Below are 20,635 nucleotides of genomic sequence, written 5' to 3' on the forward strand. Positions count from 1 at the left end.
GCCAGGTGATTAATAAACTGCTGTGCCGTTCTTCCTGATATTCCCCCATGGCTCAGCTCCCATTGATTTGCCTTCAGCTTCAGTTCTTCCTCCGACAAGGTGATCTCCGGATAACGTTTTGCAAGCTGCAGAACAATATCAAAATATTCCTGCTGTGACGGTCTGTAATAACCGATTGTCACACCAAAACGTGCCACCAGAGATAACTTTTCCTGCATCGTGTCGGAACGATGCAGCTCATCCTGCGACATATCGGAGCGGTCACTCCACGTCTCACGGATCAGATGACGGCGGTTGGAGGTCGCATAAATCAAGATATTATCCGGTTTCGTCTCCAGACCACCTTCGATCACAGCCTTCAAATACTTATACTCGATCTCAAACTCTTCAAAAGACAAGTCATCCATATATATGATAAATCGGTAATTTCTATTCTTGATCTGCGCGATCACGGAGGAAAGATCCTTAAACTGATGCTTGTACACCTCGATCATGCGAAGTCCCCTGCCGTAATACTGGTTCAGGATTGCCTTCACACTGGTAGATTTACCGGTACCTGCATCGCCGAAAAGCAGGACATTATTCGCCTTTCTGCCCGCCACAAATGCCTCTGTATTCTCGATCAGTTTCTGCTTCTGCTGCTCATAGCCGATCAGGTCATCAAGCATCATATCTCCGGTCGTCGTGATCGGACTTAACAGACCATATTCCTTATCATTGCTGATGCGGAATGCCTTGTTGAGACCGAACTTGCCAACTCCGTATTTCTTGTAGAAGCCGGTTACCACCTCGTATATCTCTTCCTCTCCGGATGCCTGCTCGATCTGCGCGCTCAACTCCTGCACCTTTTCGCTGACACTCTTATTGTAGATCTGCTCGCTCTTCACGATTGCCTTGTAATTTAAGATCGTGGAGAAGCAGGAAATACCAAGCTCCAACTCGATCGGTCCAAAGTCATAGTCAAAAAGCTGCTTGAAAATATGAAAATCATTTCTTGCAAACACGTTAACCGTTCCATCATTGGAGCCCACCTTCTCGGATACTATGGAAAACGGATTCTCATTCATTGCCAGCAGGAATGCCAGATAATTGTGCCACAGATTTTTGTCAAAACCGTAGCGGGTGGAGATATCCAGCAGCCGGTTGATCTGCGCATAAATCTCCGTGATCAGCTCTTCCTTCACATAATCACCGGAGTAAAACTTCTCACAGATATCAGCCAGAGAATATAAAATATTATTCTCTTCTCCAAAATTTCTGTAAATTACAAGATTTGATGTTAAACGATACATTGTAGTATTACCTATGCCTTTCTCACGAAAATATTACATTCTGTCCGGTGCTTCCAGCCCCAGCAGATCAATCGCCTGCTCCAATACACTTCCAACCAGTCTGCTCAGCACGATCCACGACTGTCTCTCCTGTACGTCCTCGTTTGCCAGGATCTTGTTCTCATGGTAGAACTTGTTGTATGCATCACAAAGCTCATATACAAACTGGCAGATCTTATGCGGTGCCTGCTCCTGATAAGCGGCACTGACCGTATCACTCCATTTGGACAGGGCAAGCATCACGTCGGTAACCGTCTTGTTCTGTGCCGGAAGGATCCTGGCATCCCCGTCTACGTTGATTCCCTGTGCCTCAATCTTTGCATTTAACGACTTTGTTCTGACGATCGTGTAAAGAATATATGGTCCTGTATTGCCCTCGAAGGATGTGAAACGATCCACATCAAAGACATAATCCTTGGATGCCTGATTGCTGAGATCACCGTATTTGATCGCTGCAAGACCGATCTTAGCCGCAGCGTCGTTTAATACGTCCTCGTCCATGTCACGGTCCGCCATCTTCTCGCGCACCTCTGACTCAACATCGCTCAGAAGCTGTTCCAGGCGAAGCACTCCGCCGTCACGCGTCTTAAACGGCTTGCCGTCCTTGCCGTTCATCGTGCCGAAGCCGACAAAGATCAGATCAACATCATCCCCGATGATCTGTGTCTTTCTTGCGCAGCGGAATACCTGCTCGAAATACAGGGACTGACGCTTATCAACCACATAAATGATGCGGCTTGGATCAAACAGCTTTCTTCGTTCTACAATTGTAGCAAGATCTGTTGTATTGTATAAGGTCGCACCGTTTGACTTAAGGATCATACATGGTGGGATCTCCTTGGTATCGCTCTCTTCCTGCACGTCAACGACCAGAGCTCCCTGATCAATATGTGCATATCCGCCATCCTTCATATCCTGTACCATCTGCGGAATGTACGGCTGTGCATCAGACTCCTTCTTCCACAGGTCGAACTCTACGTTCAGGCGGGTGTAGATCTTACGGAGATCAGCGACAGATACATTGATAATATGCTGCCACAGTGCCAGATAACCTCTTCTGCCTGCCTGCAGCTCTGCAGTTGCGGTCTGTGCTTCCTCCTTATAATCCTCATGCTCCTTGGAATAACCGCTGGCATACGGATAGATCTCCTCGAGATCAGACATCGTAAACGGCGGCTCTGTCGGATATTCTCCATCATAGTTCTCTTCAAAATAGACAAGCTCCGGCTGACGGTGCTTTAACTCTGTAATGATCAGACCGATCTGCAGTCCCCAGTCGCCAAGATGAACATCACCAACCACCTTATGACCAAGATAGCGTGCTGTTCTCTTAATACTCTCACCGATCACGGCAGAACGGAGATGCCCGACATGAAGCGGCTTTGCGACATTAGCTCCGCCATAATCGATCACGATCATCTCCGGCTTGTCTGCTTTGTCGCAGCCAAACAGCTCGTCCTCGTTCATATGGTTGACAAAATCTGCGAGAAATGCATCGCTGACTGTCATATTGATAAAGCCCGGCATCTGTGCCACAATTTCCTTGAAGGTACTGCTGTCTTCCAGCTTCTCCACAACCTCATTGGCAATTTGGATCGGTGCCTTGTGATACTGCTTTGCCGCTGCAAGAGCACCATTACACTGATACTGGCAAAGATCCGGTCTGTTCGACAATGTTACCTTTGCATATTTCTGCTCATAACCAGCTTTCTCAAAAGCTGCACTAAGTTCTTCCTGTAATAATGTTATTATATTCTTCATGATCATCCTCTTTTCTGCGCACATGTTCTTCTCTGTCGTCCCCTCCCGGTGCGCTTTGGAAAGAACGCTTTATATATCAGCCGGTAATTTCATCCAGCAATTGAAAATAATTCTCGAAGGTCTTACGACAGCACATCGGGTCACGGATCACAATGCCCTCTGTACGCACACCTGTCACGGCAAACGCCATTGCCACGCGGTGATCCTGATAGGTCTCTATCTCTGCCGGCTGAGGTTCATCCGGATAAATGGTAACTCCATCCTCACGCTCCTCAAAACGAACCCGCAGCCGCTCCATATTCTCACAGATTGCATGCAGCCTGTCACATTCCTGCCCACGGATATGTCCGACATTGCGAATGCACACCGGACTGTCCGCATATGGTGCAATCGCCGCAAGGGTCAATGTCTGATCCGAAAAATCGCTCATGTCCACATCCACACCATGCAGACTGCCCGGCTCCGGTCCTGTTAAGAACAGCTCTCCATCCCGCCAGTCCAGCCGGCATCCCATCTGTTCTAAAACACTCAGAAACTTCATATCACCCTGCAGGGAATCCTGCCGCATGTTCCTTACACAGCAGGTACTTCCCGTGATCGCCGCCATCGCATAGAAATAACAGGCGGCGGAAACATCCGGCTCCACTGTATAATTCTGCGCCCGATATCCCTTTCTGCCTTCCACTCTGTAGCAGCGTTCGGATTCCTGCTCGACACCTGCATGGCCAAACTGTCTCATCATCTGCTCTGTCATCCGTACATAAGACAAAGCACTTCTCTGTCCGGTCAGGTGGATCGTCATATCATCAAAGTGAGACGGTGCTGTCATCAGAAGTGCGCTTAAAAACTGGCTGCTCCTGTCAATATTTAAGGATAACTCTCCCCGCTCCTGCCGATGACCGATCCCGGTCACATAAACCGGAAACGTACCTTCATCGCACAGATAATGAACACCGGCTCCAAGCTCTGTGAGTGCATCAAAAAGCTCTTTCATCGGCCGTTTCTTCATCTGCGCGGAAGCATCCAGCCGAAACTTTCCCACCGTCATTGCTGTCATCGCTGTCAGGAATCTTGCCGCCGTTCCGGCACTTCCCACATAAATATTCGCATTGCTCCGCGGTACTCTTCCGCCCATTCCCTGCAATGCTACTCTGAGCGCCTTTTCATCTACCTCTACGGTAAAACCCAGATCACGCAGTGCCTGCAAAAACACATTCGAATCATCACTGAACAATACACCGTCCAAGATAGATCTTCCCTCAGCAAGTGCCGCGAGAAGCAGTGCTCTGTTGGTGATGCTTTTGGAACCCGGCACAGTGACCATCAGATTAGAGTGGTATGGTAATTTCTTTCCCTGATATGTCTGCATGTCAAATCTCCCCGATTATATAAAGATCACTGGATCCATAAAGGATCAATATGTAGCAAATGCGTAGTCAAGAAGCTTCCTGATATCCTTATAGAGCTGTTTATGATCGCCCTTTCCATAAAAAGCACAGATCACAGTATTGCCCTTTTTGTCAACGGCTGTTGCCACAAGACAGTGTCCTGCTGCACGCGTCGTTCCTGTCTTACTGCCGATGATCTTATATTTCTTATTCTTGACCATCTTCTTGTAGTCACTATAAAATGCATTGGTACTCTCGATCACAAATGATTTCTTAACACCAACCGGCTGTACACGGTACTTATGCTTTGCTACGATTCTTTTGATCACAGGATTCTCCATGGCCGCCTTCGACACTTTGATAAAATCAGCTGCCGTCGTATAGGTTCCGTAATATCCGCTCCCCTTGTCCAGCCCGATCGGATTGTCAAAATGGCTGTGCATCATGCCAAGAGCCTTCGCCTTCTCATTCATCCACACCACGAAATCCTTCTGACTTCCTGCAGTTCCCTGTGCGAGAGCCACTGCAGAGCCTGCATCAGATACGATCAAAAGCATATGAAGATACTGCTCTACCGTATAGGTTCTGCCCGTCTTCAAGTTCAATGCAGAAGCATCGGACGGAACCATTCTGCGGATCTTTTTGGTATATTTGATCTCTTCATCTGTTCCTGAATACTCCAAAACTGTCAATGCAGTCAGCAGCTTTACTGTGCTTGCCGGATATATCCTTTTGTTCGCATTACTCGACAGAATCTTTTTGCCACTTCCGGCATCGATCATGTAATATGCATGCGACGTTGTCTTGGGTTTTGCTGCTGCCTGTGCTTTGGCTGTCGGGACAATTGTTGTCAACATCGACAGAACAAGCAGGAATACGATACACTTTCTTGTATTCTTCATCTCCATCCTCATTTCCGTACATATCTCTAATGCACTTTTTCTTCCTTTTTGATCCTAGCCAAATATTATAACACATAATTTTCATTTACGCTATCCGTCAAATGTGATACATTATTCTATAACACAGAAAGGATGGGTGATCATATGTCAAACCCTATAGACGGACTTCTCACAAAAGAGCAGACAGATCTGATATTCGAAAATATGAGCGATGGTGTCCTGATGGTCAACGAAGACGGTATCATTACATATATGAATTCAGCCTGTGCCAAGCTCCTTCATGTCTCTGCGCCGGACGTGATCCGCAGCTCCTTTACGGATCTGTTCCTGCAGGACAAGAAGAACCGCGCATTCAATAAGCTGTTCAAAAACAGTATGGAAAAGGGACAGCTCACCGATAAAACAACAGTGAAATATACTCCCACAGATGTAAAGGACAGCTCCTATCTGACCATCGATATCAGCCTGATGCAGCAGGAAAATACATCAATCCGGCGAAAGGAACCATTTCAGGGAATGATCGTTCTGATCGAAGATGTCACAGACAGCCAGCTTCTTCAGCAGCATGACCATGACTGTGCCTATATCTTTGCCGGTCTGATCCTATGTATCAGTATATATCTGGCAGCCTGGAGCTTCTGTCGCTTCACCCTGCACATTCCGCTGACAACACACGACTATACTCTGATGATCGAGGTCATCACCTTTGTGCTGTTTCTTGAAATTGCATTTTGTACGAGGTTTTCCTTAAGGGAGATCGGTCTGATTCCAAACATCTCCCGATTCCGTACCAACCTCAAAGAGACACTTACCACCGGCATGATCTCCTGTCTGGTGATCATCCTTGCAAAGCTTATCCTGTCGCTTGCCGGCATAAAGATCAAGGGCTACTTTATCGGTGGCTCTCTGCAAGGTGCATACATTTATATCTTCACTGCATTTATTCAGGAATTTCTCGCCCGTGGAGTGATCCAGAAGAGCGTAAAATCCCTGCTGCATGTGAAATACCAGAAGCAGCTCAGCATCTTCCTGACCTCTCTGTTATTCTCCCTGATGCATCTGCCCTTTGGTTTCTATTTCATGCTGGGTGCATTCCTGTTAAGCCTTGCACTTGGTGCAATCTTTGAACGTCAGAAGGATATCTGGGGCTGTGCACTGCTCCACTGGGGCTGCGGTTATCTTGCGATGTGTCTGTTCTTCTGACAGGAGCCGGTACAAGCAGATCGGAACACTCCGGGTTTCCTATACATTTAAAACAAACGGACCAAAGAAAATTCATTCTCTTCGGTCCGTTTATTTTATTCCATCGCCGTCATCAACTGCGGCGGCTTTCTGCTTACATGTCCAACGCCTTCTTGATATCTCCAAGTCGAAAGCCCTTCCGGTATAACTTCCCGGCAATCTTCTGCTTCTCCTCATAGGAAAACTCAGTCTCTCCATGCGTGAGCTTGCGCAGCGCTGTCTGCAACGCAGCGTCATCATTCTCACATACGTTCTCTATCGCCAGATCAATATACTCCTCCGGCACATGGCGCTGATACAGATCCTGCCGCAGCCTCTGTCTGCTCCGCTGTTCATGATGGAACTCTACAAAATGAACGGCATATCTGTAATCATCCAGATAATGAAACGACTTGACATACTCGATTGCCTCTTCAATGGCTCCCTCGGAAAATCCCTTCAACGACAGCTTGTCACGAAGCTGCCACTCGGTCCGATCCATATACTTCAAAAGAGACATCGCCTTCTTCTTGGCTTCTAATGATTCGTCCTGCATTAATACGCTCCGTCCTTATCGTGCTTTCACGGCTTCCCCCCGGACTCGGCAGCGCTGTCCGGTCTGACTCCCCTCATTGCCTTCCCTTAAGATAATCTGTCCTGTCAGACTTACTTTCCCTTCGGTGCGCCAGCCTTATCCTGTGCGTCTGCCGGTGCGGCATCATTCTGCTCTGCCACTGCATCCGCATCCTCTGAGCCATCTGCGGACGGGATTCTCTTAGCGCGAACCTTGTCCTCGACTTCCTTCATGATATCCGGATGCTCCTTTAAGAACTGCTTTGCATTCTCACGACCCTGACCGATCTTATTCCCATTGTATGCATACCATGCACCACTCTTATTGATAATATTGTCATTGGCAGCCAGATCAAGAATATCTCCCTCTCTGGAAATGCCAATGCCATAGACAAGATCCACCTCAGCCTCACGGAATGGAGGTGCTACCTTATTCTTAACAACCTTGATCTTAGCTCGGTTTCCAATAGCCTCTCCGTCCTTCTTGATCACCTCACCACGACGTACCTCCAGGCGAACAGAAGAATAATACTTGAGCGCCCGTCCACCGGTTGTCGTCTCCGGATTACCAAACATCACACCGACCTTCTCACGGAGCTGGTTGATAAAGATAACGGTACAGCTTGTCTTACCAATGATACCGGTCAGCTTACGAAGAGCCTGTGACATCAGTCGCGCCTGCAGACCCACATGGGAATCGCCCATATCTCCCTCGATCTCAGCCTTCGGTACAAGTGCCGCCACAGAGTCAACAATAATAATGTCGATCGCCCCGGAACGAACCATCGTCTCCGTGATCTCCAGAGCCTGTTCTCCATTGTCCGGCTGGGATATGTATAAATTGTCAATGTCAACGCCGATCCGCTTCGCATAGACAGGATCCAGCGCATGCTCCGCATCAATAAATCCGGCGATACCGCCAAGCTTCTGCACCTCTGCTACAATATGAAGTGCTACCGTGGTCTTACCACCTCCCTCAGGACCGTAGATCTCCACAACTCTTCCTTTCGGAATACCTCCTACTCCAAGTGCAAGATCCAGCCCCAGAGAACCTGTCGGGAATGTCTCCACGTTCATATGGGTATTGTCACCGAGCTTCATCACCGAGCCCTTGCCGTATGCCTTCTCGATCTGTGCAACAGCAGACTCCAGTGCCTTTCGTTTATTCTCATCGATCTTAATTTCCTTTGCCATAATCTTCCTCACTTTCTTACGAACAAGTGTTCTTATTCATTAAGCATAAACTATTTTCGGACTGCTGTCAACAGTAAATATTTCAGGTGGTCAAATCTTATCATAATTTTATGCCCGCTACAATTATTTTTACAGTTTCCTTATATTTTTCATAAAATTTTTAGTTATGCTTCATAACATACTTCTGCGTATATTTCGTCACATACTCCTGCGTGATCAGATGATAGTTGTTCATCGCATTCAGCGTCCTGAAAAACTGATCTCTGGTGACCGGTGCCTCCACAAGCTCCTCCAGTACACTTTCCATTTTCTGACGGTACTCCTCCAACGTATAAACATTATTCTTGCATAAAATGCCATAACGATAGATATCTTTAAAATATTCATCAAACCGTCCGGAGGTATTCACCGCATCATCCACAAGAAACGGTGCTCTTGTCAGAATACTGAAAATCCCCTTCATAGAGGTATTGGTAAATGAAATTCCCGGATGGATCGTAAACAGATTCTTCACATATACGATATGTCCGTTTTTTGTATTTTGCTTATATTCCGGCAGATACGGCTTATATACGCCCGTCATGAAACCGGAATATTGAAATGCCAGATAATCCTGTTCGGGATCTGCCGGCATATTTTTATGATAATGCACGCCCTTAATATCATTAAAAGGAATCTTAAACTCTCTGGCACTGCGGTCCATGATCAGAAGATGCAGATAATGATCCGTCCGCCAGACGATTGCCGGTGCCTGTTGTATTTTCTCCGCCGGATAAGAATCGACCATCGCAAACACATGCTTCTGCTTCACCTGATGCTCTTTGGCAAGTTTTTTAAACTTACGCGCATTAAAGGAAGATAAGTACTGAAGCTTTTCTTTCTCCTGTTCCTTTTGCTTCTTCTCCTCTTCCTTTTCGCGGTCTTCCTGTCCCTCCTGCATTTCGCCGGATGCATCCAATCCTTCGACTCCTTTAGCAGACAGCTTCTCCCTGCGCCTGCGGTCGCTGCGCTCAATCTCGGTCAGTGAGGCTGACTGTGATGTCACAAATGCCGACAGCGCGCAGACAAAGGCTCCCGTTCCGAACGCAAAGGATCCAAGCACTGCCGCAAGTACGCCAAACAAAACCGCAGCAAGTCCCATGATAACGATCGACCACAAAAATACTCTTGCTTTGGCACTGCCATAAAACATCGTATGCAGAATCTTATTCATCATCGCCGCAGTCTTCCCCCCTCATACTTCTCATATGTCTCCAGACAATGAAGAAGCGTATCATAGTGCTCCTGTGAAGATCCTTCCTCCAGCACAATATCAAGTGCCGCCGCCAGATTATTCAGATAAAGCTCATTGATATAATCACGCATACCGGTAAGAATCTGCCGTTTCTCGCGGTATGTCTCCGCATCCAGAAGTGCAAGGAAACCTCTCCTTGCAATCTCCTCCTCCGGCATTCTCCCGGTCAGCCTTTTCTCTCCCTGATCATTGATCAGAATTTCCCGTAATTCTTCATCGCTGACCGGTTCTGCCATCATTTCCTTTCTACTGCTTTCCTGCAATTGTCCGGAATCGGTCTGTCCGTTTTCCGGGACAGATTTATTTTGTGACCGGAACACACTATCACCGTCTTCCTTCTGAAAACGTACCTCCACAAAACGATACTCCTGCGCCGCCTCCGGATAACGCGTTCTGTCAAGCCTGTCTGTAAACATGGACAATGGTCTTACCCATGTCTCAAACGGCGGATACATCGCCTGATACACCACCATTTCCTCTCCGCTCTCCGAATGCTTTGCAATCGTGCGTACCTGATATATATTCCCTTTAAAATGCCGATAAAATGCTCCCGGCACCGGTCTGTTCTGATTCATCGCTTTCCCCTCCTGTCTTCTCTCATTATAGGATGTTTTGCAATGATTATCAATTTCTTTTTGCTGTCTGCATCCTGCCGCAAACACACGCACATATGCTTGACTTTTTCGATCGCTATGATATACTGGATTCAGATTTTGTCGAACGGCAGAAGAAGGGGCATACCACCGCGGGTATGATTCTTTTTCTGTCGTTTTTTTATCAGAATACAAGCAGCGCAGTCCTTTTACTGCCGCATCAGAAAGGAAACATATTATGAATATTACAGAACAGGCAAAAGAAATCTTTGACAACATCAAAACAGTTGCTCCGGTTGTACACAATATTTCCAACTACATCACCGCAACCGACTGCGCCAATATGACGCTGGCATGCGGCGGCTCTCCAACTATGGCAGATGATCCGGAGGAAGTTGCCGATATCTCCGCAGGCTGCAACGGCTGCGTGATCAATATGGGTAACACCGGCGGATTTCTGGAGGAGTCCATGCTGCGTATGGGACGCAAGAACAACGAAATCGAGCATCCTGTCATTTTTGATCCGGTTGGAGCCGGAGCCGCACACCGCCGCAACGCCGTTCTGGAAAATCTGATGAACAGCATCCGTTTCACCGTAATCCGCGGCAATATCTCCGAGATCAAATATGTTGGTGACAAGAGTTCCCACGCCAAGGGCGTAGATGCTGCCAATGAGGATCTTGCAAACGAGGATAACATTTATGAAATTGCAGAATACGCCAAAAAGATCAGTGCCATCACCTGCTCTGTGATCGCCATCAGCGGTCCGATCGATGTTGTTGCCAACGCAGACACTGCTTATCTGATCCGCAATGGTCATCCTATGATGTCACGCATTACCGGTACCGGCTGCATGCTGACCAGTGCGATCGGTGTCTTTGTATCCGCCAACCCTTATAAGGCTCTCGAGGCTACTGCAACAGCAATTGCCGCTTACGGCTATGCCGGTGAGCTTGCCTACGAAAAAACTGTCCGGACAGAAGGCGGCACCGGTTCTTTGCGCACCTTCCTCATCGATTATATGAGCAGAATGGACTACGAAACCTTCTTAAAGGGAGCTAAGATCGAGCGCGTATAACACTGATACAATCCGTGGCATCGTCGAATTCAAAACATCCTATCATAAATTCAGATAACAAAAGGAGATAAAAATGTCATATCCATTAAGAAATGATGCACTTACCTTATATGCGATCACTGATCGTTACTGGTTAAACGGCAGCCGTCTTGCCGATGTTGTAGAAAACGTTCTCAAAAACGGAGCGACGTTTCTGCAGCTTCGCGAAAAAGAATTTTCCCATGAAGAAATGGTACAGGAAGCAATGGAGATCAAAGAAATTGCTGCCAGGTATCGGGTTCCGTTCGTCATCAACGATGATATTTACGCCGCCAAAGAAATTGATGCCGATGGCGTCCACATTGGTCAGAGCGATATGGAATATCAGAAAGCCAGACAAATCCTCGGACCGGATAAGATCATCGGTATTTCCGCCAGCACACTCGAGGAAGCGGTTGCCGCCGAGAAGGCAGGTGCAGACTATATCGGCGTCGGTGCCGTATTCCCAACCGATACGAAGGCAGATCATATCCCGGTTACCTTTGAGGAGCTGAAGCAGATCACTGATACCGTTTCCATCCCTGTTGTCGCTATTGGCGGAATCAATGCCGATAATCTGACAAAGCTTGCCGGAACAGGCATTGACGGCATCTCTGTGATCTCTGCCATCTTCGGTCAACCGGATCCCGGAATCGCCACGAAAGAACTGCTCGCACGCACAAAGGAGATACTCTCATGAATACCATAAAAGAAGCCGGACTTTATATTTTCGACATGGATGGGACGCTTCTTGATTCCATGGGAGAATGGACACACCTTGGACGCAGCTTTCTGCTGTCCAGGCAGATCCAGCCTCCTGAGAATCTGGAGGACATCATCGAAACAATGACAATGGATGAATCCGCTGCCTATTTCCGGACACTCGGCGTCTCCGGAGACATTGCCTCGATCAATCATGATGTCATGCAATTGATCCATGATTCTTACCGGCTGCAGATCCCATTAAAACCCGGGGTACTTTCTTTACTGAAAAATCTGTCCACCAAAAAGGACAGTATCCTCTGCGTCCTGACAACCTCAGAGCGCGACTGCGCTGAGAATGCCTTTCGACGTCTTGGAATACTGTCCTATTTTAAGGACATACATACCAGCTTTGAAATCGGTCTCGGTAAACGCACCGGCGATATTTACAAGTATGTATGTGATCTTTATCAGGTACCACCTTCGAATACGGTTGTCTTCGAGGATGCTCCTTATGCCATCCATGCTGCCAAAGAAGCCGGATGTTATGTTTATGCTGTTCCGGAGGAAACCTACCGCGCAGACTGGGAGGACTGTGTAAACACAGCCGATGATGTATTCCAGCCATGATCAAGCGGTCCGTTTCCATGACCCAGTTCAAGTCCTGTGGACATGGCACCGCGCACATATTCCTTGGCACGTCCCACGGATTCTTCCAATGAGTAACCAAGCGCAAGTCCGCTTGCGATCGCAGAGGACAGGGTGCAACCGGTCCCGTGTGTATTGCTGCATTCAATGCGCTCTGCCGGAAACCATACCGGTTCACCCACATATAACAGATCATCCGCTGCCTGCTGCATATGACCGCCCTTTAAGAGTACCTGACAGCTATATCGCTGCCACAGCTTCTTCGCCGCAGCTTCCATGTCGAAGACGGTTGTGATGCAGTTCTCCGGTACCGGTTCACTGCTCTGTAAATGTTCCTCTTCAGTCTGGATCGTCCCTGCAAGAATCGCCTGTATCTCCGGAATGTTGGGCGTCACAAGCTCAGCCATCGGAAACAGTCGTTCCAGCATCAAACGTTCCCCTTCCGGCTCCAGAAGACATCGTCCGCTCGTCGATACCATGACCGGATCTAATACAATATGGGAGGGCTGATATTCTTCAAGCAGATCAGCCACCGCCTCCACAGCTTCTGCGGTAGAAAGCATGCCGATCTTAACGGCATCCGGCTTAATATCCTTAAGCACCGCTTCCAACTGCAGACGAATCATTTCGCCGGTTACGCTCTGCACGCCGGTCACACCGCATGTGTTTTGTGCCGTCACTGCCGTGATCACACTCATACCGTATACACCAAATGCAGACATTGTCTTTAAATCTGCCTGTATTCCGGCGCCTCCACTTGAATCCGAACCGGCAATTGTCAATACAACCGATAATTTTTTCATTTTATTCATCGAAAATTGATACAATCTCCCCGTCCAAAATCTTGTTCATATTCTTTACTGCACAGAAGTTACCACACATAGAGCAGGTATCCTCCTTCTCCGGAGCTGCCTCGGCACGGTATCTTCTCGCCTTCTCCGGATCAATCGAAAGCTCAAAGGTCTTCTCCCAGTCAAGGGCGCGGCGGGCTGCTGCCATCTCATCATCCCAGTCTCTTGCACCCGGAAGTCCCTTCGCAATATCAGCGGCATGCGCTGCGATCTTGGAAGCAATGATTCCTTCCTTTACATCGTTCAGATCCGGCAAACGCAGGTGCTCAGCCGGTGTTACATAGCACAGGAAGGATGCGCCATAAGTTGCTGCGATTGCCCCACCGATTGCAGAAGTAATATGATCATAGCCCGGTGCAATATCCGTAACGAGAGGTCCAAGTACATAAAATGGTGCTCCCTTACAGATTGTCTTCTGAATCTCCATATTCGCTTTGATCTGATCAAGCGGCATATGACCCGGTCCCTCGATCATAACCTGAACATCCTTTTCCCAGGCACGTCTTGTCAGCTCACCAAGTGTGATCAGCTCCTGAATCTGGGAAACATCGGATGCATCCTTCAAACAGCCCGGACGACATGCATCACCAAGGCTCATCGTAACATCATATTCTCTGCAGATATCCAGCACTTCATCATAATACTCGTAGAATGGATTCTCATTACCGGTCATCTCCATCCATGCATAAATGATGGAACCGCCACGGGATACGATGTTCATCAGACGTTTATCCTGACGGAAATGACGTGCTGTTTCCTTATTGACGCCACAGTGGATCGTCATGAAATCAACGCCGTCCTCCGCATGCATTCTGACAATGTCGAGCCACTCCTTCGCGGTGATCTCCTTTAATGCCTTGTGATAATATACGACTGCATCATAAATCGGTACGGTACCGATCGTTGCCGGACACTCTGCCGTCAGCTTGCGGCGAAACTTCTGTGTATCTCCGCTGGAGCTTAAGTCCATGATCGCCTCTGCTCCCATATCAACGGCACTCTTGACCTTTTCCATCTCCATGTCAAGATCAGTCCAGTCACGGGATGTTCCAAGATTGACATTGATCTTTGTGCGAAGCGCACTTCCGATTCCGTTCGGTTCAAGTACCTTGTGGTTCTTATTCGCCGGGATGATTGCCTGCCCCTTTGCGATCAGGTCACGAAGTACCTCCACATCCATTTTCTCTTTGGCAGCAACCTTCTCCATTTCCGGAGTGATGATATTCTTCCTTGCTGCATCCATCTGTGTTGTGTAATCCATAATCTACCTCACTTCTTCCTTTTTAACTGACTCAGACTTTGCGCACTCAGTATATAACTGTGGTCATAAAAATATTATGGTGCACGTTTTAATTTTTAATAATAGCTGTGCGAAGTTTGAGTAACTCATAATAAAATAAACATACGCCCGGGAGCATTTTCGTATATCGCGGATGACACATTTCCATACAAAAAGTGCTCCGGATATATTCATCTGAAGCACTGTAATTTGTAAGAATATGATGTTATACAAAGCAAATCTATCTTCCTACGCCGGAATTATCCGAATCAGGTTCATGGGTCGGACATCTTTCGTCCCTCTCAGCCGTAACAGCTCCCCAGACAAATTATCTCTTTTAGTATAGTGAGGGTCACGCTGTCTGTCAAGCATACAAAAGAAGAATCCATTCATTTACAATTTATCAATTTCATGTACACCTGCACAAAATTGCAAAATTATAACAGCTGAAATCCCACAATTCCGATAATACAGACAATTCCACCCAGCACACTGAGAAGATCGTGCTCCTCTTCTTTTCTGGCAATGCCCCAGAAGAAAAGCACCACAAGGATCATCGGCTGGATGAAGGAATAATTAGCAAGGCTTACCGCGATCACGGCATTCTCGCCAAGCAAACCCGCAACATTCGGAATCTTGGTCAGAACGACAAACAGACCTCCGTTTCTCTTTTCCTTAAAGAGCCGAACCGGATGTACCACCGGTAAAAGGATCAGAGCAAGAAGGATCAATGCAAAATAAAGACACATTGTTGAGGATATGTACGGCTCTGCCGCTGCGATCACAAAACCATAGCCGTATTTCGCCGCCAGATAGACAATGAGCGGAAGAAGAATTTTCCCATAATGAATGGTTTTTCTGCCCGCCTGTGCGATCAGTATAAGGCCGACTACCGTCACTGCAATAAATGCAAGACGCACCCACGAAAACACCTGTGTCTTCATGGCAATGTCCGTAAAATAGGACGCAAACAGGCAAATTCCAAGCCATGCCTTTAATTCAAACGCCGACATATCCCGAAGGATCAGTGCTGACATCTGAAACTCCAGCATCTTGGAAGCGGTCAACAGAAGGATCGCTGCCACTGCCGGCAGCCCCCACACAACGTGCGTATCAACAAACGGCAACGTAAATGTCATAAATACCGCAGTTGCTGCTGCCATCAGGAATGTCAGTTCATTACCATTAAATTTAATCTTGGCAACTGCATATTTATCACTCAGCGAACAGATCGTGTAGCACAAAACTACCATTAACATTAATAACATAATATTCCGATATTCCTTTCTCAGCCCGCAGCCGTACTCCACAGGCGTAGTGTCTTCATTCCTGTTTCGTCGGTAACAGGAAAACAGAGACAAACTTTTCGATTGCCGGAAAATCTGTCCCTGCTTTTATCTTGTGATGTTGAGGGAAAAATATATGCCCCCTGCAGCATCTTATTCCGCTATATTATTACTGATTCGACATTGCAATCAGCTCCTGCAGCATCTTCGGAAGCTCCGTCTCCATGTTCTCATCGGAGAACTGGCAGGTTCCTACTGCCTTATGACCACCACCGCCGTACTTGAGCATCAGGCTTCCGACATTGACATTAGAGGTCTTATTCAAAATGCTGTAGCCAACTGCTGCAGAACATCCTGCACCGCCCTTTCCGTTTACGATCCAGCAGGAAATATTCTGTTCCGGATACATGCTGTAGATCATAAAACGGTTACCGGAATAGATCGGATCAACACCGCGAAGATCGGATATGATCACATTGCCCTCGACGTGTGTATGTGCCTTGACCATTTCCTGAAACTTCTCAGACTGCTCATGATAAATCTCAATACGTTCCACCACATCCGGCAGTGCCAGGATCTGATCCGTAGTCATTGTCCGGCAGGCGTCGATCAATTCTTCCATTAGCTGATAGTTCGGAATCCGGAAATTACGCCAGCGCCCAAGACCGGTACGTGGATCCATAATAAATCCGACCAGGATCCATCCGGTCGGATGAAGGATCTCATCAATCGTCAGATTGGCGGAGTCTACCTTGTCCACCGCCTCCATCATCTCATCAAACTGTGGAAACTTCTCCTTACCGCCATAATATTCATAAATAATTCTGGCACAGGATGGAGTCAGACGACTCTCTCCTTTATATTTGCCGGCTAACTGCTGTCTCTCATGCTCGCTGGAATGGTGGTCAAACCAAAGACCACAGCCCTCCACATAAGGAACATTTGCCAGACAATCATCCTCCGTAACCTCAATCAGACCATCCTGCAGATCCTTCGGATGTGCAAACTTCCAATGATCAATGATCCCGGCTTCCTTTAACAGTGCCGCACATGCTAACCCATCAAAATCAGATCTGGTTACTAACCTCATGATAATACCTCCATTCCTTTGTTAACCCACATATACACTGCGGTGATCCATTCTCTCGTAACTCACCTGTAAACACCGCAGCAAACGGCTTCTTTCATGCAGCCACCAATGCTGCCTCTTCTCTATTATACTATACCACGGCAAACACGGCAACATCATTGTACGTTGATCGGCTTATGCATTCGCCTTTTCTAACATCTCACAAACCTTGATCAGAATTGCACTTTCCAGACGCTTTCTCTGAATCTTGCAGGACATCTCATGAACCTTATGAATGTCTCCATTATAAATATAGTTGTTTGCATTACAGCCACCGCTGCAGTAAAACTTCGCCCAGCACTTCTGGCAGGATGGCTTGGAATAAACATGTGCCCCCGCAAATTCCTTCTTGATCTCCTCATTGAAGGTGCCTTCCTCAATATTACCCATGCAGTATTCCTCATGTCCAACAAACTGATGGCATGGATAAATATCTCCATCCGGGGTGATGGAAACATACTCGTTACCACTGCCGCAGCCACGCAGACGTTTGATCACACACGGTCCCTGCTCCAGATCGATCATGAAATGGAAAAAATTCAGGAATCCACCGTTCTTCTTGAGTTCCATCAGACGGTCTGCCAGCTTATCATACTCCTCGCAGATACGATCCAGATCTTCCTCCGTGATCGCATACTCTACTTTCGGATCCTCCACAACCGGCTCCACCGAGATCTGATCAAAGCCCTGCTCATACAGATGGAATACATCCTCGGAAAAATCCAGATTGTACTTTGTATATGTTCCACGGACATACCATTCCTTATCGCCACGCTTCTCCACAAGTTTTTTAAAATTCCTGACGATGCGATCATAGCTTCCTGTTCCGTCTGCACGCACACGCATCCGGTCATTGACTTCCTTTCGTCCATCGATGGAAAGAACAACATTATACATTTCCTTGTTGATGAAATCAATCGCATCATCATCCAGAAGCATGCCGTTTGTTGTGATCGTAAAACGGAAATGCTTACCGTATTCCTTCTCCTTGCTTCTGGCGTAAGCTACGGTCTGCTTTACTACATCGAAATTCATCAGCGGCTCACCACCGAAGAAATCAAGCTCGAGATTCTCTCTTCCCACAGACTTCTCCAAAAGAAAATCAATGGCTGCCTTAGCGGTTTCCAGAGGCATCAGCTTACGTCCCGTACCAAAATCTCCCGTGGATGCAAAGCAATACTTGCAGCGCAGATTACAGTCATGGGAAATATGAAGGCACATTGCCTTGATCGGCGAATTGATCGCTGTTTCGGCATAGACAGCATACGGATCTCCGCTGAAAAGCACTTTGTCATGGTAAAGCTCTAAAATCTCTCCATAGCACTCCTCAACCTGCTCCCTTGTATACTTGTCTGCCAGCGCTTTCACTGCCTCTTCCGGACATGCCTCTGCCAGCGGTTCCTCCAGATGATCCAGCAGATCATAAGTAAGATCATCCACCAGATGTACTCCACCGCTGTTTACATCCAATACAATATTTAAATCCTTTGCTTTAAATTTATGAATCATAATTATCCTTTCTTAATTCAGATCACCCACACCAGATATGTCAGCGCATCGAGCCTGTGTGATCCGATACATTACCCGTGGGAAATTTGAAACTGTAACATGTAAATAGCTGCTGCAATAATAAATTGCAGCAGCTATCTGCTTTCAGCGCAATCACAACAATTATTTGTCGTCATCCTCTCTTGCACACTTCTGGTTTCCCACCGTACAAGATGTCTTACATGCAGACTGGCAAGATGCCTGACACTTACCACAGCCGCCCTTCTTAGCGGACTCACTTAAGTTTGCCTTGTTTAATGTCTGAATATGCTTCATGATATCCTCCATCCTTTCATAAGTTCTAAACATAATTATTTATATTATTGTATCACATTTCTCATAAATTTCAACCTTCTGGTCAAATTTTCCTCAAAAAGCAGGAAGAAACTGGCAAAATATTTTACCTGCAATTGCAGATAATAGAAATCAGGATAAGCAAAACAAAAGCCTATCCCGCCGAAAAAGATATGAATCTGCTGCGGCAGAATGAAATCAATCGGCAAAACCAATATCAAGGAGGTAGAAAAAATGACAAACAGCCAGAGTTCAAAAATGGAAGTTCCACAGGCAAAAGAAGCTATGGACAAGTTCAAGATGGAGGTTGCCAGTGAGTTAGGAGTACCACTTAAGAACGGTGGTTACAACGGAGATCTGACATCCGCACAGAACGGTTCCGTTGGTGGCGAGATGGTTCGTCAGATGATCAAGCGTCAGGAAGAATCTATGGCAGGTAAATAATCAATCATCTGTCAACACAAATATTTTCCATGGGTTGACATGGAAAAAGGGCTGAGAATGATCTCAGCCCTTTTGATATATCGCAAAAATTCTTACAGCTCGATATACTTACCTTCACCATTGTCTCCGTTGATGACATAATATGCCTTGCCTTCCTCAGAGTTGATGTAAACCTTCAGATCCTTGATACGTCCGATCTGATGACCCTCGTTCTTGTAAGCCTGCTCGATCAGAGAAACAACCTGGCCGGCCTCAACCTGCTTGCCATCAAACTCGAAGTAAACTTCCTGAACGCGTGGCTCAGCCTTCTTAGCTACAGGCTTTCTTCCACGTTTCTTAGGCTCTGCCTTCTTAGCTGCAGGAGCTTTCTTTGGTGCCTCTGCCTTCTTGGTCTCAGTCTTCTTTGGTGCTTCTGTCTTCTTAACTGTATCTGCTGTCTTAGCTGCAGGAGCGGCTGCCTCTGTCTTCTTAGCTGCTGCTACGGTTGCGGCTGCTGCTGTTACTGCTGCGTTTGTCTTAACTGCGGTCTCCTTTTTTGCGGTAGTATTTTTCTTGTCTGCCATAATACTTCTCCCTTTCATAACTAAAGAAATAATTAACAACTTAATCTACGATAAAAAGTTTATAGCGTTTTCCGAAAAGTTTCAACCCTTTTTTCAATTTTTGTTACTATTGTATAATTATTTGAATTTTGTTACAAAAAATTATAAATATTGCCTTGTTTTTCCAGTGCTTTTTATTTCATTTTCGGTTTAAAAATCAACGATCCGATATACCCAAAAATGATTGCACCGGAAACGCCAACCGAACATGCCGTAAAACCGCCTTTAAATAATCCGATAAATCCTTCCTGATCAATTGCTTCTTTCATACCGTGAAATAAAACATTTCCAAAACCAAGAAGCGGAACCGTCGCTCCGGCACCTGCCCATTTTTCGAAAGGCTCGTACCATCCAAGTGCTCCGAGTATGACGCCGGTGCAGACAAGCAACACCATGATCCTTCCCGGCAAAAGCTTTGTATTGTCCATTAAAATTTGTACAATGACACAGATAAATCCACCCACAATAAATGCCCAAACATAATTCATATTTTTCGGTT

The 20,635-nt window shown here is 46.7% G+C and carries 21 protein-coding genes and 1 riboswitch; of the genes, 5 read left to right on the forward strand and 16 right to left on the reverse strand.

Annotated elements, in window-relative coordinates:
- From ACZLMD_RS02940 to ACZLMD_RS02955, 4 genes are all read right to left on the reverse strand, one after another.
- Positions 1-1,292: ATP-binding protein (locus ACZLMD_RS02940; RefSeq protein ID WP_489495100.1), on the reverse strand; the 1,292-nt coding region annotated here is incomplete at its 3' end.
- 33 nt (positions 1,293-1,325) lie between these two features.
- A complete protein-coding gene (gene argS / locus ACZLMD_RS02945) occupies positions 1,326-3,092 on the reverse strand; it encodes an arginine--tRNA ligase (protein ID WP_482522130.1) in 1,767 nt (588 codons plus the stop codon).
- Positions 3,093-3,168: 76 nt separating this feature from the next.
- Complete coding sequence (gene aroA, locus ACZLMD_RS02950) at positions 3,169-4,461, reverse strand: 3-phosphoshikimate 1-carboxyvinyltransferase (protein WP_482522778.1); 1,293 nt, start codon at positions 4,459-4,461, stop codon at positions 3,169-3,171.
- A 45-nt stretch (positions 4,462-4,506) separates the two neighbouring features.
- Positions 4,507-5,382 (reverse strand): D-alanyl-D-alanine carboxypeptidase family protein, encoded by an 876-nt coding sequence (locus ACZLMD_RS02955; protein WP_022305237.1) that lies wholly within the window; start codon positions 5,380-5,382, stop codon positions 4,507-4,509.
- A 144-nt stretch (positions 5,383-5,526) separates the two neighbouring features.
- Between ACZLMD_RS02955 and ACZLMD_RS02960 the strand changes: the two genes are divergently transcribed.
- Positions 5,527-6,585, forward strand: a complete 1,059-nt coding sequence (locus ACZLMD_RS02960) for a CPBP family intramembrane glutamic endopeptidase (protein WP_482522779.1) — start codon at positions 5,527-5,529, stop codon at positions 6,583-6,585.
- A gap of 133 nt (positions 6,586-6,718) precedes the next feature.
- On the opposite strand, the gene ACZLMD_RS02965 is transcribed toward ACZLMD_RS02960, so the two are convergent.
- From ACZLMD_RS02965 to ACZLMD_RS02980, 4 genes are all read right to left on the reverse strand, one after another.
- Positions 6,719-7,159 carry a regulatory protein RecX gene (locus ACZLMD_RS02965; protein WP_118559370.1) on the reverse strand — a complete coding sequence of 147 codons (441 nt, stop codon included), beginning with the start codon at positions 7,157-7,159 and terminating at the stop codon, positions 6,719-6,721.
- A 110-nt stretch (positions 7,160-7,269) separates the two neighbouring features.
- Positions 7,270-8,370: a recombinase RecA gene (gene recA, locus ACZLMD_RS02970; RefSeq protein WP_482522126.1), complete on the reverse strand. Its 1,101-nt coding sequence runs from the start codon at positions 8,368-8,370 to the stop codon at positions 7,270-7,272.
- 160 nt (positions 8,371-8,530) lie between these two features.
- Positions 8,531-9,586, reverse strand: a complete 1,056-nt coding sequence (locus ACZLMD_RS02975; RefSeq protein ID WP_482522780.1) for a hypothetical protein — start codon at positions 9,584-9,586, stop codon at positions 8,531-8,533.
- Entirely contained in the window at positions 9,583-10,239 is a 657-nt protein-coding gene (locus ACZLMD_RS02980; RefSeq protein ID WP_482522781.1) for a DUF1653 domain-containing protein, read from the reverse strand. The genes ACZLMD_RS02975 and ACZLMD_RS02980 overlap by 4 nt, the downstream gene beginning before the upstream one ends.
- A gap of 256 nt (positions 10,240-10,495) precedes the next feature.
- Here ACZLMD_RS02980 and thiM point away from each other — a divergent pair, with 256 nt between their 5' ends.
- From thiM to ACZLMD_RS02995, 3 genes are all read left to right on the forward strand, one after another.
- On the forward strand, positions 10,496-11,335 hold the full coding sequence (gene thiM, locus ACZLMD_RS02985) for a hydroxyethylthiazole kinase (protein WP_482522782.1): 840 nt from the start codon (positions 10,496-10,498) through the stop codon (positions 11,333-11,335).
- 73 nt (positions 11,336-11,408) lie between these two features.
- Positions 11,409-12,053, forward strand: coding sequence for a thiamine phosphate synthase (gene thiE, locus ACZLMD_RS02990; RefSeq protein WP_482522783.1), 645 nt, complete (start codon positions 11,409-11,411; stop codon positions 12,051-12,053).
- The gene (locus tag ACZLMD_RS02995) at positions 12,050-12,685 is read left to right on the forward strand and encodes an HAD family hydrolase (protein ID WP_482522784.1); all 636 of its coding nucleotides are present in this window, start codon (positions 12,050-12,052) and stop codon (positions 12,683-12,685) included. Before thiE ends, ACZLMD_RS02995 begins: the two co-directional genes overlap by 4 nt.
- Here the strand turns inward: ACZLMD_RS02995 and thiD are convergent.
- The 6 genes from thiD to scfA form a co-directional block, all read right to left on the reverse strand.
- Positions 12,628-13,506 (reverse strand): bifunctional hydroxymethylpyrimidine kinase/phosphomethylpyrimidine kinase, encoded by an 879-nt coding sequence (gene thiD / locus ACZLMD_RS03000; protein WP_118559441.1) that lies wholly within the window; start codon positions 13,504-13,506, stop codon positions 12,628-12,630. The two genes, ACZLMD_RS02995 and thiD, sit on opposite strands and share 58 nt — an antisense overlap.
- Position 13,507: 1 nt before the next feature.
- Positions 13,508-14,815, reverse strand: coding sequence for a phosphomethylpyrimidine synthase ThiC (thiC, locus tag ACZLMD_RS03005; RefSeq protein WP_022305227.1), 1,308 nt, complete (start codon positions 14,813-14,815; stop codon positions 13,508-13,510).
- Between the two features lie 247 nt (positions 14,816-15,062).
- A riboswitch (TPP riboswitch) is annotated at positions 15,063-15,165 on the reverse strand.
- 105 nt (positions 15,166-15,270) lie between these two features.
- Positions 15,271-16,101 carry a hypothetical protein gene (locus ACZLMD_RS03010; protein WP_482522304.1) on the reverse strand — a complete coding sequence of 277 codons (831 nt, stop codon included), beginning with the start codon at positions 16,099-16,101 and terminating at the stop codon, positions 15,271-15,273.
- A 187-nt stretch (positions 16,102-16,288) separates the two neighbouring features.
- On the reverse strand, positions 16,289-17,209 hold the full coding sequence (locus tag ACZLMD_RS03015) for an exopolyphosphatase (RefSeq protein WP_482522785.1): 921 nt from the start codon (positions 17,207-17,209) through the stop codon (positions 16,289-16,291).
- 174 nt (positions 17,210-17,383) lie between these two features.
- Positions 17,384-18,757, reverse strand: coding sequence for a thioether cross-link-forming SCIFF peptide maturase (scfB, locus tag ACZLMD_RS03020; protein ID WP_489495101.1), 1,374 nt, complete (start codon positions 18,755-18,757; stop codon positions 17,384-17,386).
- Between the two features lie 162 nt (positions 18,758-18,919).
- Entirely contained in the window at positions 18,920-19,072 is a 153-nt protein-coding gene (scfA, locus tag ACZLMD_RS03025) for a six-cysteine ranthipeptide SCIFF (RefSeq protein WP_022305223.1), read from the reverse strand.
- Positions 19,073-19,324: 252 nt separating this feature from the next.
- Here scfA and ACZLMD_RS03030 point away from each other — a divergent pair, with 252 nt between their 5' ends.
- Positions 19,325-19,534: an alpha/beta-type small acid-soluble spore protein gene (locus ACZLMD_RS03030; protein ID WP_022305222.1), complete on the forward strand. Its 210-nt coding sequence runs from the start codon at positions 19,325-19,327 to the stop codon at positions 19,532-19,534.
- A gap of 92 nt (positions 19,535-19,626) precedes the next feature.
- On the opposite strand, the gene ACZLMD_RS03035 is transcribed toward ACZLMD_RS03030, so the two are convergent.
- Both ACZLMD_RS03035 and spoVAE read right to left on the reverse strand, forming a co-directional pair.
- On the reverse strand, positions 19,627-20,097 hold the full coding sequence (locus tag ACZLMD_RS03035) for a DUF6465 family protein (RefSeq protein ID WP_482522571.1): 471 nt from the start codon (positions 20,095-20,097) through the stop codon (positions 19,627-19,629).
- A gap of 173 nt (positions 20,098-20,270) precedes the next feature.
- A complete protein-coding gene (spoVAE, locus tag ACZLMD_RS03040) occupies positions 20,271-20,624 on the reverse strand; it encodes a stage V sporulation protein AE (protein WP_482522572.1) in 354 nt (117 codons plus the stop codon).
- Positions 20,625-20,635: the final 11 nt, after the last annotated feature.

This window comes from Jutongia sp., assembly GCF_057878315.1.

What these genes read in the sequence shown, in the direction of transcription:
- argS (WP_482522130.1), bottom strand. Translation starts at nt 3,092, where the DNA reads ATGAAGAATATAATAACATTATTACAGGAAGAACTTAGTGCAGCTTTT.
- aroA (WP_482522778.1), bottom strand. Translation starts at nt 4,461, where the DNA reads ATGCAGACATATCAGGGAAAGAAATTACCATACCACTCTAATCTGATG.
- ACZLMD_RS02955 (WP_022305237.1), bottom strand. Translation starts at nt 5,382, where the DNA reads ATGAAGAATACAAGAAAGTGTATCGTATTCCTGCTTGTTCTGTCGATG.
- ACZLMD_RS02960 (WP_482522779.1), top strand. Translation starts at nt 5,527, where the DNA reads ATGTCAAACCCTATAGACGGACTTCTCACAAAAGAGCAGACAGATCTG.
- ACZLMD_RS02965 (WP_118559370.1), bottom strand. Translation starts at nt 7,159, where the DNA reads ATGCAGGACGAATCATTAGAAGCCAAGAAGAAGGCGATGTCTCTTTTG.
- recA (WP_482522126.1), bottom strand. Translation starts at nt 8,370, where the DNA reads ATGGCAAAGGAAATTAAGATCGATGAGAATAAACGAAAGGCACTGGAG.
- ACZLMD_RS02975 (WP_482522780.1), bottom strand. Translation starts at nt 9,586, where the DNA reads ATGATGAATAAGATTCTGCATACGATGTTTTATGGCAGTGCCAAAGCA.
- ACZLMD_RS02980 (WP_482522781.1), bottom strand. Translation starts at nt 10,239, where the DNA reads ATGAATCAGAACAGACCGGTGCCGGGAGCATTTTATCGGCATTTTAAA.
- thiM (WP_482522782.1), top strand. Translation starts at nt 10,496, where the DNA reads ATGAATATTACAGAACAGGCAAAAGAAATCTTTGACAACATCAAAACA.
- thiE (WP_482522783.1), top strand. Translation starts at nt 11,409, where the DNA reads ATGTCATATCCATTAAGAAATGATGCACTTACCTTATATGCGATCACT.
- ACZLMD_RS02995 (WP_482522784.1), top strand. Translation starts at nt 12,050, where the DNA reads ATGAATACCATAAAAGAAGCCGGACTTTATATTTTCGACATGGATGGG.
- thiD (WP_118559441.1), bottom strand. Translation starts at nt 13,506, where the DNA reads ATGAAAAAATTATCGGTTGTATTGACAATTGCCGGTTCGGATTCAAGT.
- thiC (WP_022305227.1), bottom strand. Translation starts at nt 14,815, where the DNA reads ATGGATTACACAACACAGATGGATGCAGCAAGGAAGAATATCATCACT.
- ACZLMD_RS03010 (WP_482522304.1), bottom strand. Translation starts at nt 16,101, where the DNA reads ATGTTATTAATGTTAATGGTAGTTTTGTGCTACACGATCTGTTCGCTG.
- ACZLMD_RS03015 (WP_482522785.1), bottom strand. Translation starts at nt 17,209, where the DNA reads ATGAGGTTAGTAACCAGATCTGATTTTGATGGGTTAGCATGTGCGGCA.
- scfB (WP_489495101.1), bottom strand. Translation starts at nt 18,757, where the DNA reads ATGATTCATAAATTTAAAGCAAAGGATTTAAATATTGTATTGGATGTA.
- scfA (WP_022305223.1), bottom strand. Translation starts at nt 19,072, where the DNA reads ATGAAGCATATTCAGACATTAAACAAGGCAAACTTAAGTGAGTCCGCT.
- ACZLMD_RS03030 (WP_022305222.1), top strand. Translation starts at nt 19,325, where the DNA reads ATGACAAACAGCCAGAGTTCAAAAATGGAAGTTCCACAGGCAAAAGAA.
- ACZLMD_RS03035 (WP_482522571.1), bottom strand. Translation starts at nt 20,097, where the DNA reads ATGGCAGACAAGAAAAATACTACCGCAAAAAAGGAGACCGCAGTTAAG.
- spoVAE (WP_482522572.1), bottom strand. Translation starts at nt 20,624, where the DNA reads ATGAATTATGTTTGGGCATTTATTGTGGGTGGATTTATCTGTGTCATT.